Source organism: Curvibacter microcysteis (assembly GCF_028649455.1).
GTDB lineage: Bacteria > Pseudomonadota > Gammaproteobacteria > Burkholderiales > Burkholderiaceae_C > Curvibacter > Curvibacter microcysteis.
Window position 1 is genome coordinate 744406 of sequence record NZ_JAQSIO010000001.1, and the last position, 13068, is coordinate 757473.

Genomic DNA, 13068 nt, shown 5'->3' on the forward strand with positions numbered 1-13068 from the left:
CGCCCTGACGCCTCTTGTTTGAAGGACGCACCATGACCTGGTTCCAAGGCTTTGAAGAGCAACGCATCCGCACCCGGGGCGCCGAGATTCACCTGCGCCAGGGCGGCAACCGCCAAGGCCCGGCCCTGCTGTTGGTGCACGGCTTTCCTCAGACCCATGCCATTTGGCACCGCGTGGCTCAGCAACTGGCCCCGCACTTCCACCTGGTGATGCCCGACCTGCGGGGTTATGGTGACTCCTCCAAACCCGTGGGGGAAGCCGACCACGCCAACTACAGCAAGCGCGCGCTGGCCCAGGACCTGGTCGACGTCATGGACGCCCTGGGCTTGCCCCAGTTCCAGGTCTGTGGCCACGACCGAGGCGGTCGCGTGGCACACCGGCTGGCCCTGGACCACCCGCAGCGCGTGCGAAAGCTGTGCCTGATCGACATTGCCCCCACGTTGGACATGTACGAGGCCACGGACATGGCCTTTGCGCGGGCTTACTACCACTGGTTCTTCCTGATCCAGCCCAGCCCCTTGCCCGAGCGCCTGATCGGCAGCACGCCAGCCATGGCGCGCGACTGGCTGCACAGCGCCCTGGGTGGCTGGGGCAGCCAGGGCCTGGACTGGATCGAGCCCGAGGCACTGGCCGAGTACGAGCGCTGCTTTGGCCAGCCCGAGTCCCTTCACGGGGCCTGCGAGGACTACCGCGCCAGCGCTGGCATCGACCTGGAGCACGACCGCGCCAGCCGCGCGCGCGGCGAACGCATCGCCTGCGACCTGCATGTGCTGTGGGGCGAGCGTGGCGTGGTGAACCGCCTGTTCCAGCCGCTGGCCCTGTGGCAGGCCCAGTGCGCGGGCACGGTCACCGGCCAGGCGGTCGCGGCGGGGCACTTCATTCCTGAAGAAAAGCACGCGCTCACCGCCCAGACGCTGCTCGATTTCTTCCAGCCCTGACAACAACAACGGCGCCCTGGGGCGCCGTTTTCTGGTGTCTCAATTCAAGGCCCAGGCGCGCATCAAGCGCCGTGGCATTTCTTGTACTTCTTGCCACTGCCGCAGGGGCAGGGGTCGTTGCGACCGGGTTCGGCTTCCTTGCGCAGGGTTTCCACGCGCGGGCCGAAGCTCTTCCAGAGTTGACGCAGGTCGTAGACCGCCCAGATGGCGTCACCAAATGCATCCAGTCGGGCTTGGCTCAGGCTGGGCGGGCCGTCTTCGGAGAACATCGACAGCTCTGGCTTGCCGGTGTCGTCCTCGGTCAAGGTGACGATGCGGGTCAGGGCATCGTCCAGCCACTCGGCGGCTTCCTTGTCGCGCGGAGCAGCCCAATCCTCGGGCCAGTTTTCCACGGCGAACATGAAGCCCAAGGCCCAGATCTGGCCAAACGAAGGGACTTCTTGGTCGCCCATCTCGGCCAGTTCTTCTTCGCTCAGGGTGGCAATGGCGCCACGCATGTCCATCACCTCAGGCTCGTAGCAGCGCTCGTCGCCCAGGTTGTCGACCTTGGTGTCCAAAGCGGTCTGCACTTCGTTCCAGCGGGCTTGCCACAGGCTGATGAAGCGCGCTTGCTGAGCGGCATCGGCAAACGCGGGCAAGGCGGGGATGCCGTCGGCATCGGTCTCTTCGGCAGTGATGCCGTCACCCAACAACATGGGCAGGTACTCGGCGGGCGACAGAGGGCGGCGGTTGCAGATCACGGCGGCCATGAAGCCTTCACAGAACTCCCACTGGGGGATTTCTTCTTCGCGGCTGCGCAGGTCGTCCAGGATGGCGTCCAGTTCGTCGTAGGCCGGGGGCGGCAGGCGCTCGCCAGGCACAGGGTAAACCGCCGACTCTTCGGCTTCTGGGGTGTCAACAGGGGTCAATTCGGACATGGTGGACAGCGCTGTTGCGCTTCAATAGGGGGTGGAGTCTGCGGCAGAGTGGAGGCCCGCCAGCCCCTATGATGGGGCGCAGTGCCAGCGCTCGCGGCCTGCCGCCACGGTGCCGCAGTTTACCGGGCCTGAACCGCCCAAGCCATGCCCAACCCCGTCCTCGTTCAGGAGAAGCTATGTTGAAGCAGCTCAATGCCATCTACCCGGTGCGATACACCGCCCTGGGTCTGTGCGTCTTCGGCCTCATGTTGAGCCTGTTCACGTGGGTCGGCTTTGGCCAAGGCGGGGGCTTGGCCCTGGTGTTGGCGGCACTGGTGGTGTTGGGCTTGTATGACTTGCGGCAAACCCAGCACTCGGTCTTGCGGAATTACCCGGTCATCGGTCACTTGCGCTTCTTGCTGGAGTACATCCGTCCGGAAATCCGCCAATACTTCATCGAGAGTGACAGCGAGGCGGCACCTTTCTCGCGGGCACAGCGATCCTTGGTCTACCAACGTGCGAAAAGCGAGCCCGACAACCGCCCTTTCGGCACCTTGCTCGATGTGGGCCAGCATGGCTATGAATGGATCAACCATTCGGTGGCGCCCACCACGCTGGCGTCGCATGACTTTCGCATCACCATCGGACCAGACACGGCCCAGCCCTACAGCGCCAGTGTGTTCAACATCTCCGCCATGAGCTTTGGCGCGCTGTCGGCCAATGCCATCTTGGCGCTGAACCAGGGCGCGCGACTGGGCGGTTTCGCCCACGACACCGGCGAGGGGTCGATCTCGCAACACCACCGGGTGCACGGCGGCGACCTGATCTGGGAAATTGGCTCGGGCTACTTTGGCTGTCGCAACCCCGACGGCAGCTTCAACGCCGAGCGCTTCAGCGAGAACGCGCGCGACCCGCAGGTCAAGATGATCGAGCTCAAGATGAGCCAAGGCGCCAAGCCCGGACACGGCGGGGTGCTGCCCGGCCCCAAGGTCACCCCTGAAATCGCTGCGGCACGCGGTGTGCCCGTGGGGGAAAGCTGTGTGTCGCCAGCCGCTCACTCGGCCTTCTCCACGCCCGTCGAAATGATGCAGTTTCTGGCCCGCTTGCGCGAACTCAGCGGCGGCAAACCCACCGGCTTCAAGCTGTGCATCGGCCACCCCTGGGAGTGGTTTGCCATGGTCAAGGCCATGCAGGTGACAGGCATCACGCCCGATTTCATCGTGGTCGATGGCGCCGAAGGCGGCACCGGCGCGGCGCCCGTCGAGTTCAGCGACCATGTCGGCACGCCCCTGCAGGAGGGGCTGCTGCTCGTGCACAACACGCTCAAAGGCGTGAACCTGCGCGACCGCATCCACCTGGGCTGCGCGGGCAAGGTGGTCACCGCCTTTGACGTGGCGCGCTTGATGGCCTTGGGCGCCGATTGGTGCAACTCGGCGCGCGGCTTCATGATGGCCTTGGGCTGCCTGCAAGCCCAGACCTGCCACAGCGGCAACTGCCCGACCGGCGTCGCCACCCAGGACCCGATTCGCCAGCAGGCTCTGGTGGTGCCCGACAAGGCCACCCGGGTGAAGAACTTCCACAACAGCACCTTGCATGCGCTGCAGGAGCTCGTGCAGGCCGCAGGCCTGCAGCACCCACGCGACATCAGCACCCACCACATCGTGCGCCGGGTCTCGGACACCGAGGTCCGCCCCTTGAGTCAGCTGGTGTTGGACCTGCCTGCAGGCGCCCTGCTGGGGCCTGTGGATGGCCTCAGCCGCGTCTTCCGTGACTACTGGCCGCTGGCCAACCCCCACAGTTTTGCGGCCCTGCCCGCACCCACCGACGCGGCCGCCGGGGCGGCCCCCTCCACTCAGGCTGCGTAAGGGGCATTGGCCGCTTCGGCGCAGTCGCTCAACAACCCAAGCAAGGCATTGACCGAGGGGTTGCGGCGCCAGACCTGTTGGCTGTGCAAGCGCAGGAACAGGCCGCGCCAGGCGTCGAGCTGTTGCAGCTCCACACCTCGGTATTGCAAGCGCACCCAGTTGCCCCGCTCCAACTGGCCGATGTACTCGGAGAACAAGGTGCGCGACACCCCGCACAAGCGGGCAATCATCTGCTGCGACAGAGGCAGCAGCAAGCTGTTGGCCCGCATGAAGTGAGGCGCCCCGCCAGACACGGGGTTGCACAACCCCTCGGCACACAAAGCCAGCCCCCCAATCACCCGCAAAGCAGAGTTGCTGCATTTGTTGACGATCAAATGGTTGTTCTGCTGACGAATCTCGGCCGACAGCAAGGTGACCAAATGCTGGGCGAATCCGGAGTCACTGCGCAACAAAGCCAAATAAGCATGGGCTGGCAAGGTCAGCAGCTCCACATCGGTGACCGCCAGGTAGTCGACCTGGGCGCGGCCGTCACCGAGCAAATCGTGTTTGGCAAAGGAGCTGCCCCGGCCGTGCAAGGCCAAGGGGTAGCTGAGCCCCTGGTCCATGGTCACCTGCTCGGCCACGATACCGTCAATGATGTGATGCCAGTGGGTGATGGGAGCGCCAGTGCGCCAAATCAAATCGCCGGCCTTGCGGGAAATGACACGGCTCTGCTTCCCGGCCTCATAGGCCAAGGCCGTCCCCACCCCCATGGAGGAATAGACCTGTAAAGTGAAGTCATGAACGCGTTGGGTCACCTCAAACATGGTTCACCACCTGACCTGGCCACCGTGGCCGTCTGATGTGGGACCTGGTTTCAAAAGGACGTGGTGGCGCGCTATGCCGCGCAGGTGTCGTTGGTTTCATGCAAAAGCCTTGGCTGGACCAATCTGAGGTAAGCGGACTGTCGCCCCCCATGGTCGACAGCATGGGCGGTGATGACCCCCCAATGCGTTCTGCATCCCTGCGAACGCCGCTTTGGCTTTAAATCATGTTGGAGGGGGCGGCCCCCCCTTTTTTTGACGGTTCACTTTTGCACAAACAAGACGTAAAAAGTGTCTGAAGGTGCGTCGCTTTGCGACCTGAGGTAGCGAACTTAGACCAACGGTGTTTCTGGCAGCAGATGCCGCTGGACATGCACCTGGGCGCTGGCCAAACGTTTTTGCATGCAAAGGACGGCTTGGTCCTTGCTCAGCAGGTAGCCTGGGTAGGCAACGGCCAAATCGATGAACTTCTGGTCATCGGGGTCTTTGCAGGTCCAGGGGGCTTTGTCCGCCTCGGGAACGCAGGCCACATGGCGGTCGAAAGACGCCAACACAAACTCGGCGGTCAGGCCGTAAAAAGCCAGTCGGCGCACGATTTGCGGGTAGGCCAGAACGCGCTGCAATTCATCCCGCATGGCCGCCGTGGCGACCCAGCGGTAACGCCCCGCCTCCAGCCCTTGGCGCAAGGGCCGCGAGGTGGGGTCCGCAAAGACAAAGGTGTCGAGCACCACATTGGTGTCGATGACCACCGTGACCGGGGTCAGCCGGGCCGACTGGAGCGGCAGGTGCGCAGATGGGGCCTCCGGAGGGGGCGCCGCCGGTCCCGTGTCTGTGTGATGCGCGTTCACGCGTCAGCCTTGTGCAGACGCCGGTTTGTCGCCCGCAGCGACCGGGGCCTTGTCACGCACCCGCCCCTGAACCATGTCAAAGCGGAACAGGCGGCACTCGATGGGGCCGTTCCACATGGGCACGCGGCGTGATTCTTTCAAACGCATCAGGCTGGGCAGCTTGAGGTCAGGGGTCAACATCCAGGCCTGCCAGCCTGCGTAATTCTTCTTCCAGTGGCTGGCCAGTTGCGAAAAAAACTCGCCGCCGTCCTCGGTCTGCGCCGTCTCACGGCCTTGGCGCGGGCCACGCTCCAGCGAGGTGTCGCCTCGATCCTGGGCTCGGCGCCCGGCCACGCCTGCGGCCTCGATGCGCTCGCCATAGGGCGGGTTGAGCAGCATGACACCCGATCCGTCGCAAGGCGGCATGCGCTGCAAGGCGTCGCCGCCGCGCAGTTGCACGGCGTGGGCAACACCTGCGCGCTCGGCATTGCGCTGGGCAAAGTCAACCATGCGGAAGGCCACGTCGCTACCAAAAATCGGCACGGTGGGGGCACGCTCCTCGGCCTGCGCTTGTTGCAAGAGCACGTCCCAGACGTGACCCTGGAAAGGCAGCAACTTTTCAAAGGCAAATCGACGCTGGGCGCCAGCCGCCATGTTGCAGGCCATTTGCGCGGCCTCGATGGCGATGGTGCCGCTGCCGCAGCAGGGGTCGTACAAGGGCAAAGGCTGGTCGCCCAGCGGGTCCCAGCCACTGGCGGCGATCATGGCAGCCGCCAGGGTCTCCTTCAGCGGGGCATCGCCCTTGTCCTCACGCCAGCCTCGCTTGAACAGGGGCTCACCCGAAGTGTCGATATAGAGCGTGGCTGTATCGGTGGTCAAGTGCACGTAAATTCGCACATCGGGCCACTGGGTGTTCACATCAGGGCGAACACCGGTCTTGTGACGAAAGCGATCAGCGATCGCGTCCTTGACCTTCAAGGCCGCGAAATTGAGACTGGTCAGCGGGCTGTGCTGGGCGGTGATCTCGACCTTGAAGCTTTGCTTGGTCGTGAACCAGATTTCCCAGGCGACCTGGCTGGCGGCCTCGTACAGGTCACGCTCGCTGCGGTAAGGCGTGTGCGAGAGCTGCACCAGCACGCGTTGGGTCAGGCGGCTGTGCAGGTTGAGCTTCATGGCATCTCGCCAAGAGGCCCGGGCCAGGACGCCACCGCGCCCGGTGAGCAGGTCTTGCCCGGTCAGGCCGGTGATGCGGTGCACCTCATCGGCCAAAAAGCCTTCCACGCCGGCGGCGCAGGGCATAAACAGTTGCAATTGATTCACGGTATTCACTCCCGCGCGAACCACAAGCCGGAGCCACAGCCCCGGCCCGCAGAACGGGCAAGTTCAGAGGGCTTTTCTCAGGTTGGCGGGGGCGATGCGCAAGGCCTCGCGGTATTTCGCCACGGTGCGGCGCGCACATTCAATGCCCTGTTCCTTGAGCATTTCCGAAATCTGGTTGTCAGACAAGGGCTTCTTGCTGCTTTCCGAGGCCACGAACTGCTTGATCAAGGCGCGCACTGCCGTGCTGGAGGCATTCCCGCCGGTTTCAGTGCCCAGCGCGGAGCCGAAGAAATACTTCAACTCGAAAGTGCCAAACGGCGTGCCCATGTACTTGGCGGTGGTGACGCGGCTGATGGTGGACTCGTGCAGACCCAGTTCATCGGCAATTTCACGCAGCACCAAGGGCCGCATGGCCAGCTCACCGTGGACGAAGAAGTTCTTTTGTCGCTCCACGATGGCGTTGGATACGCGCAAGATGGTGTCAAAACGCTGCTGTATGTTCTTGATGAACCAACGAGCCTCTTGCAGTCGCTGCTGCAGTGCGGCGTGGCCTTCGCCCTTGTGGGCGCGCAGGGCGCTGGCATAGATGTCATGCACTTTCAGGCGCGGCATGACCTCGGTGTTGAGTTGAACCCGGAAGCGCACCTGGGGACCCCGCCCCACCTTGGTGACGATGACGTCGGGCACGATGATGTTGCGCTCCACATCGACAAAACGTCGCCCTGGCTTGGGTTCCAGGCGGGTCAGAAGGGTCAGGGCGGCGCGGATGCGCTCATCACTCTCGGCACAAAGCTGCTGCAGGCGCTTGACGTCTCGGCGCGCCACCAGCTCCAGGGGCTGCACACACAATTTGAGCGCAACCTCCAGGATTTCAGGACCAATGCCATCGATACCGCCATCATCTTGCCGCAACTGTCGCAATTGCAAACTCAGGCATTCACGCAGATCGCGCGCCCCCACCCCCACAGGCTCCAGGGTTTGCAGCAGCCGCAAGGCCACGGTGAAGTGATGTACCAGCTCTTCGACCTGCTCCTCGTCGTCGCCAGCCAAGCCGCGGGCCAACTCCTCGAGCGGGTCTTCCAGGTAACCGTCGTCATTGAGCGATTCAATCAGGAAGCGCAGCGCCGCTGAGTCTTCGACAGACAAGCGCAGCGCCAAGGCCTGGCGGTGCAGGAACTGCTGCAGGGACTCCTGGCTGCGGGCCAGCTCGGTGGCGTCCACCTCTCCGTCTTCACCGAGGTTATTGCGGCTGGGGGGCGCATCGCTGCCCCATTCGCTGTCATCGGGCGCCAAATCGACCTGGCCATCCCCCTCCCAGCTCGGATCGTCGTCGCCCACGCTGGAGGACACCTCGGCTTCGCTGCTGGTGGGACTTTCGCTCGGGGTGAGGCTGTCTTTGGGCAGAACGGCGGCGGACTCTTCAAAGCTGGTCTCTTCGTCGCGCGCGGGGGTGTCGGCCTGGGTCAGGCCGAATTCCTCGCGCGCAGCTTCTTCGCTGCTGAGCTCAAGGAATGGGTTTTCGTCGAGCATCTGCTCGACTTCCTGGCTCAATTCCAGGGTGGACAGCTGCAGCAGCCGGATCGATTGCTGCAATTGCGGCGTGAGCGCCAGATGCTGCGAAACGCGTAAGGAAAGGCCCTGTTTCATGCTCACATTCGGAAATGCTCACCGAGGTAGACGCGCCGAACATCGGCGTTCTCCACGATCTCGGACGGGGTGCCTTTGGCCAGCACATGGCCATCGCTGATGATGAACGCGTGGTCGCAAATGCCCAGCGTCTCGCGCACGTTGTGGTCGGTGATCAAGACACCGATGCCGCGCGACTTGAGAAAGCCGACGATGCGCTGGATTTCGATCACCGCGATGGGGTCGATGCCGGCAAAGGGCTCATCCAACAAGATGAAGCGCGGCTGCGTCGCCAGGGCGCGGGCGATCTCGACCCGCCGCCGTTCACCGCCGGACAAAGCCAGAGCCGGCGAGTCACGCAGGTGGTCCACACGCAGGTCCTGCAGCAAGGCCTCCAGGCGCTCCGCAATAGCGGCTTTGCTCAAGGGCGCGCCCGACTCGTCCTGCTGCAACTCCAACACAGCCTGCACGTTTTCGGCCACGGTGAGCTTGCGGAAGATCGAAGCCTCTTGGGGCAGGTAGCTCAGGCCCAGGCGAGAACGGCGGTGGATGGGCATGTGGCCCACCTGTTGGCCGTCCATGAGGATCTCGCCCGCGTCAGAACGCACCAGCCCGACGATCATGTAAAACGAAGTGGTCTTGCCCGCACCGTTGGGGCCCAGCAAACCCACGACTTCGCCCTTGTTCACGGACAAGGACACGTCTTTGACCACCTTGCGGCTGCCATAGGCCTTGCGCAGGTGGCGCGCTTCCAGGCGGCTGACAGCAGCCTCAGGCGCGTTCACGACAGGAGCGTTCAAGGCTTGGAGCCCTCCATGCCGTTGGTCGACCGCAGCACAGGCCGAGGCCCACCGGCGTCGACCGGGGGCGCCGCCGCATCGGCAGCCGGGCCCCGCGGCGACAGCATGGCACGCACCCGCTCGCCGGGGGCGGCTGGGCTGGGCACCACGTTGCGGGCCTGCTTGATGCCATCGACCGTGAACACGTCGGTGACGTTGTCGTAAACGATCACATCACCCGTGACCTGGTCGTTGAGGGTGTTGCCACGGTAGCGACGCAATTCGCCACGCTTGATGAATTTGACGTTGTCGGCGCGGCCATCGTATTCAATGGTCTCGCCTTCGCCTTCGATGTATTCCTCGCCGCCATCGCGCTTTTGCCGGTAAAAGGCGCGCTGACCAGGCTCAGCGAACACCACGCCGTACTGGTAGCCCTCGGCGTCTTGGCGCACATCCAGGCGCGCGCCGCGGATCACGATGGTGCCCTTGGTCATGATGACCCGCCCCGTGAACACGCTGACTTGCTTGAGGTCGTCATGACGCAGGTTGTCCGACTCGATGTTCATGGGCTTGCCACGGTCTGCGCGTTCAGCCCAGGCCATGGGCGCAGCCAGGCAGGCCAGGATCAGCAGCAAAGAGGGGAGGAATGCAGGTTTCATAAGGCACGTTTCTTGCAAACGATTGTACCGGGCTGTGCCTCAGGATCGCCCCTGCGGCCAAGAAAAAGCCCGCACAAGGCGGGCTTTCGGGGTCAGCGGGCGCGGGAGCCTCAGCGGCTCTTGCGGGCCTCAGCGATCAGGGCGTCGGTGATTTGCAGGGCGCGGGTCATGCTGCCGGCCATGGTGCCGTCGGTGATGTAGCGGCCTGCAATGCCCATGGCGGGCACGCCATCGAGCTTGTACGCATCGACGATCTGCTTGGCTCGCGTGGCCTTGCCGGTGATCGAGAAGGACTTGAAATACTCCAGGAACTTGGCCTTGTCCACGCCTTGCTTGACCACCCAGTCGATGATGGCCTCGTCGCCAATCACCTTCAGGCGCTCGGTGTGCAGCGCGTTGAACACCTTAAATTGCAACTCGTCGACTTTGCCCATGGCTTCGAGCGCGTAGTACAGGCGCTGCTTGGGCTCGAAATCGGCAAGGAAGGGCACGGGCACACGGCGGAACGACACGTCCTTGGGCAGCTTCTTGAGCCAGGCTTCGAGTTCGGGCTCGAAATGGGCGCAGTGCGGGCAGTTGTAAGAGAAGAACTCAATCACTTCCACGCGGTCAGCCGGGGCATCCACCGGAGCGCGGCTGCTCAGGGCCACATAGTCTTTGCCGGGCTTGAAAGCCGTTTGGGCCTGGGCTGGCAGGGCCGTCAGCAAGCCGCTGGCGGTGGCGGAACCGGCCGCCAGGGCCAGCGAAAAATCACGACGTTTCATCAAAAAAGCCTCTCATAAAAGGGTCTGCTCCGTCAGAAAGGAGTGCCGGCAAAAAGTTCAGTGGCCGGCACCACTTCCTCAGCGCTGCACCCGAACCAAGGTGGTGTCCAGGCCAGCGCCTTCCAGTTTTTCTTTGATGCGATCGGCATCGTCACGCTTGCCAAACGGCCCCACGCGCACGCGGAACACGGTGCGGCCCGCTTGCTCGCGTTCGGTCACGCGGGCTTCCCAGCCCATCATGGCCAACTTGGCTTTCTGGCCTTCGGCATCCTCATTCGTGCGGTAGGCGCCCACTTGCACGTAATAGTCGAAGGGGTCGACACCCGAACTGCTGGACGACGCACTGCCCGAAGTCGATCCACCCGACTTGGCGCGCGCCAGATCGCCCAGCGGGTCTGCCGACACCGGCTTGGTGTCCGAGCCCTTGGTGACGGGCTTCACATCGGGCTTGTCCGACGATTTGTCCGCGGTTTTCTCGCTGGACTTGTCTGAGGCCTTGTCCGCCTTATCGGCTTTCTCTGCCTTGTCGCTGGCCTTGTTGGGGCGGTCTGCGGACTTGTCCGCAGATTTGTCCGACGAGGCCGACGCATCGGCCGGGGCGTTGTCGCCGCCCACGCTGCCAGCCGCCCCCGGACGCACCGGGTTCTTGCCGTACAGCGGGGAGTTGGGGTCCCAGTCCTTGTTTTTACGGGCTTCGGCGGCGTCTTGGTCGGCCGAGCGGGTCTGGCCCTTGTTCAGGAAGGGCACCGGTACCTTGGTGACATACACCGCCACGGCCAAGGCCGCGCCCAAACCCAACACCACCCCGATCACCAGACCGAGGAAGGTCCCGCCGAATTGTCTTTTCATGATGCGTCAGTTCACATTTTTTGCGGTGCCGAAACCCCCAGCACTGCCAAGCCATTGTGCAGCACCCGGGCGGTGGCGGCGACCAGGGCCAGCCGCGCCAGCTTGACCTGTTCGTCGTCCACCAGGATGCGTTCGGCATCGTAGTAGCTGTGGTAGCTGGAAGCGAGCTCGCGCAGGTAAAAAGTCACATCGTGCGGGGCAAAATCCAAGGCAGCGGCAGTCAGCATCTCAGGGTACTTGGCCAGTTGCAGCATCAAGGCCTGGGCTTGCGGCCCTTCGAGCGGCGACAGGTCCACCTGGGCCAGCGAGGCGACATCACCGCCCCAGGCGTTGAGCACCGAGCAGATGCGGGCGTGCGCGTACTGCACGTAGTACACCGGGTTGTCGTTGTTCTGGGCCAGGGCCAAGTCGATGTCGAAGATGTACTCGGTGTCGGGCTTGCGCGACAGCAGGAAGAAGCGCACCGCGTCCTTGCTGGTCCACTCGATCAGGTCGCGCAGGGTGACGTAGCTGCCGGCGCGCTTGGAGATCTTGACCTCTTCGCCGCCGCGCATGACGCGCACCATGGTGTGCAGCACGTAGTCCGGGTAGCCCTCAGGAATGCCCACACCCGCCGCCTGCAGGCCCGCGCGCACCCGCGCGATGGTGCCGTGGTGGTCGGTGCCCTGGATGTTGACCACCTTGCCAAAGCCGCGCTCGAACTTGGTGATGTGGTAGGCCACGTCGGGCACGAAGTAGGTGAACGTGCCGTCGGTCTTGCGCATCACGCGGTCTTTGTCGTCGCCGTAGTCGGTGGACTTGAGCCACAGCGCGCTGTCTTGCTCGTAAGTCTTGCCGGCCTCGATCAGCTTGTTGACCGTGGCTTCCACCCGGCCGCTGGTGTAGAGGCTGGACTCCAGGTAGTAGTTGTCAAATTTGACCTGGAAGGCCTTCAGGTCCAAATCCTGTTCGTGGCGCAGGTAAGCCACGGCAAACTGACGGATGCCGTCCAGGTCGTCCGCGTCGCCGCTGCCGGTGAACTCGCGGTCATCGGACTTGACGGTCTTGCCGGCCAAGAAGTCGGTGGCGATGTCGCCGATGTAGTCGCCGTTGTAGGCCGACTCAGGCCAGCCGGCGTCACCGGGCTTGAGGCCCTTGGCGCGGCACTGGGTGCTGTTGGCCAGGGTCTGGATTTGCACGCCGGCATCGTTGTAGTAGAACTCGCGCCACACGTCCCAGCCCTGGGTCTGGAACAGGTTGCAGATGGCGTCACCCAATGCGGCCTGGCGGCCGTGGCCCACGTGCAACGGGCCGGTGGGGTTGGCCGAGACGAACTCGACCAGCACGCGCTCCTGGCGGGGCGCCTGCCAGCCGAACTTCTCACCGGCTTGCAGCACTTCACGCACCACCTCTTGCTTGGCGGCAGGCTTCAGGCGCACGTTGAGAAAGCCAGGGCCGGCGATCTCGATCGCGTCCACCCACTGGCTCCAGGCTGGCGTGGCCAGCAGGCTGGTCTTGAGGGTTTCGGCCACTTGGCGCGGGTTGAGTTTGAGCGGCTTGGCCAATTGCATGGCCGCCGTGCAGGCGAAATCGCCGTGGGCCGCCACCTTGGGCGACTCGAACACAGCCTTGGCTGCGGCACCGGGGGAGAGTTTTTCGAGCTCGGCGGCCAGCGCGGCGAGCAAATCGTGTTTGACAGAGAGCATGGCGCGATTTTACGGGCCGGTGCCCGAACGGCGGCGAACCCTGGTCACATGGCCACC

12 protein-coding genes are annotated in these 13068 nt (G+C 64.0%); 2 read left to right on the top strand and 10 right to left on the bottom strand.

Annotation, left to right across the window (positions count from 1 at the left end; all coding sequences use genetic code 11):
- Nucleotides 1-32 precede the first annotated feature (32 nt).
- Nucleotides 33-938 carry an alpha/beta fold hydrolase gene (locus tag PSQ39_RS03250; RefSeq protein WP_273925155.1) on the top strand — a complete coding sequence of 302 codons (906 nt, stop codon included), beginning with the start codon at nt 33-35 and terminating at the stop codon, nt 936-938.
- 62 nt (nt 939-1000) lie between these two features.
- On the opposite strand, the gene PSQ39_RS03255 is transcribed toward PSQ39_RS03250, so the two are convergent.
- Entirely contained in the window at nt 1001-1855 is an 855-nt protein-coding gene (locus PSQ39_RS03255; RefSeq protein WP_273925156.1) for a UPF0149 family protein, read from the bottom strand.
- 176 nt (nt 1856-2031) lie between these two features.
- Between PSQ39_RS03255 and PSQ39_RS03260 the strand changes: the two genes are divergently transcribed.
- Nucleotides 2032-3699: an FMN-binding glutamate synthase family protein gene (locus PSQ39_RS03260; RefSeq protein WP_273925157.1), complete on the top strand. Its 1668-nt coding sequence runs from the start codon at nt 2032-2034 to the stop codon at nt 3697-3699.
- Here PSQ39_RS03260 and PSQ39_RS03265 read toward each other — a convergent pair.
- From PSQ39_RS03265 to argS, 9 genes are all read right to left on the bottom strand, one after another.
- Nucleotides 3687-4505 (bottom strand): Crp/Fnr family transcriptional regulator, encoded by an 819-nt coding sequence (locus PSQ39_RS03265; protein ID WP_273925159.1) that lies wholly within the window; start codon nt 4503-4505, stop codon nt 3687-3689. The two genes, PSQ39_RS03260 and PSQ39_RS03265, sit on opposite strands and share 13 nt — an antisense overlap.
- A gap of 329 nt (nt 4506-4834) precedes the next feature.
- Nucleotides 4835-5266 carry a putative toxin-antitoxin system toxin component, PIN family gene (locus PSQ39_RS03270; RefSeq protein WP_273925620.1) on the bottom strand — a complete coding sequence of 144 codons (432 nt, stop codon included), beginning with the start codon at nt 5264-5266 and terminating at the stop codon, nt 4835-4837.
- An 87-nt stretch (nt 5267-5353) separates the two neighbouring features.
- Entirely contained in the window at nt 5354-6649 is a 1296-nt protein-coding gene (locus PSQ39_RS03275) for a THUMP domain-containing class I SAM-dependent RNA methyltransferase (protein ID WP_273925160.1), read from the bottom strand.
- Nucleotides 6650-6712: 63 nt separating this feature from the next.
- A complete protein-coding gene (locus PSQ39_RS03280; protein WP_273925161.1) occupies nt 6713-8296 on the bottom strand; it encodes an RNA polymerase factor sigma-54 in 1584 nt (527 codons plus the stop codon).
- 2 nt (nt 8297-8298) lie between these two features.
- Nucleotides 8299-9075 carry an LPS export ABC transporter ATP-binding protein gene (lptB, locus tag PSQ39_RS03285; protein WP_273925162.1) on the bottom strand — a complete coding sequence of 259 codons (777 nt, stop codon included), beginning with the start codon at nt 9073-9075 and terminating at the stop codon, nt 8299-8301.
- Nucleotides 9072-9713 (bottom strand): lipopolysaccharide transport periplasmic protein LptA, encoded by a 642-nt coding sequence (lptA, locus tag PSQ39_RS03290; RefSeq protein ID WP_273925163.1) that lies wholly within the window; start codon nt 9711-9713, stop codon nt 9072-9074. Before lptA ends, lptB begins: the two co-directional genes overlap by 4 nt.
- A gap of 110 nt (nt 9714-9823) precedes the next feature.
- Entirely contained in the window at nt 9824-10477 is a 654-nt protein-coding gene (locus PSQ39_RS03295; RefSeq protein ID WP_273925164.1) for a thiol:disulfide interchange protein DsbA/DsbL, read from the bottom strand.
- A 78-nt stretch (nt 10478-10555) separates the two neighbouring features.
- A complete protein-coding gene (locus PSQ39_RS03300) occupies nt 10556-11329 on the bottom strand; it encodes an SPOR domain-containing protein (RefSeq protein WP_273925621.1) in 774 nt (257 codons plus the stop codon).
- An 8-nt stretch (nt 11330-11337) separates the two neighbouring features.
- Nucleotides 11338-13011, bottom strand: a complete 1674-nt coding sequence (gene argS, locus PSQ39_RS03305) for an arginine--tRNA ligase (RefSeq protein WP_273925165.1) — start codon at nt 13009-13011, stop codon at nt 11338-11340.
- Nucleotides 13012-13068: the final 57 nt, after the last annotated feature.

Excerpts from the sequence above, each read along its gene's own strand:
- PSQ39_RS03250 (WP_273925155.1), top strand. The coding sequence starts at position 33 with ATGACCTGGTTCCAAGGCTTTGAAGAGCAACGCATCCGCACCCGGGGC.
- PSQ39_RS03255 (WP_273925156.1), bottom strand. The coding sequence starts at position 1,855 with ATGTCCGAATTGACCCCTGTTGACACCCCAGAAGCCGAAGAGTCGGCG.
- PSQ39_RS03260 (WP_273925157.1), top strand. The coding sequence starts at position 2,032 with ATGTTGAAGCAGCTCAATGCCATCTACCCGGTGCGATACACCGCCCTG.
- PSQ39_RS03265 (WP_273925159.1), bottom strand. The coding sequence starts at position 4,505 with ATGTTTGAGGTGACCCAACGCGTTCATGACTTCACTTTACAGGTCTAT.
- PSQ39_RS03280 (WP_273925161.1), bottom strand. The coding sequence starts at position 8,296 with ATGAAACAGGGCCTTTCCTTACGCGTTTCGCAGCATCTGGCGCTCACG.
- lptA (WP_273925163.1), bottom strand. The coding sequence starts at position 9,713 with ATGAAACCTGCATTCCTCCCCTCTTTGCTGCTGATCCTGGCCTGCCTG.
- PSQ39_RS03295 (WP_273925164.1), bottom strand. The coding sequence starts at position 10,477 with ATGAAACGTCGTGATTTTTCGCTGGCCCTGGCGGCCGGTTCCGCCACC.
- argS (WP_273925165.1), bottom strand. The coding sequence starts at position 13,011 with ATGCTCTCTGTCAAACACGATTTGCTCGCCGCGCTGGCCGCCGAGCTC.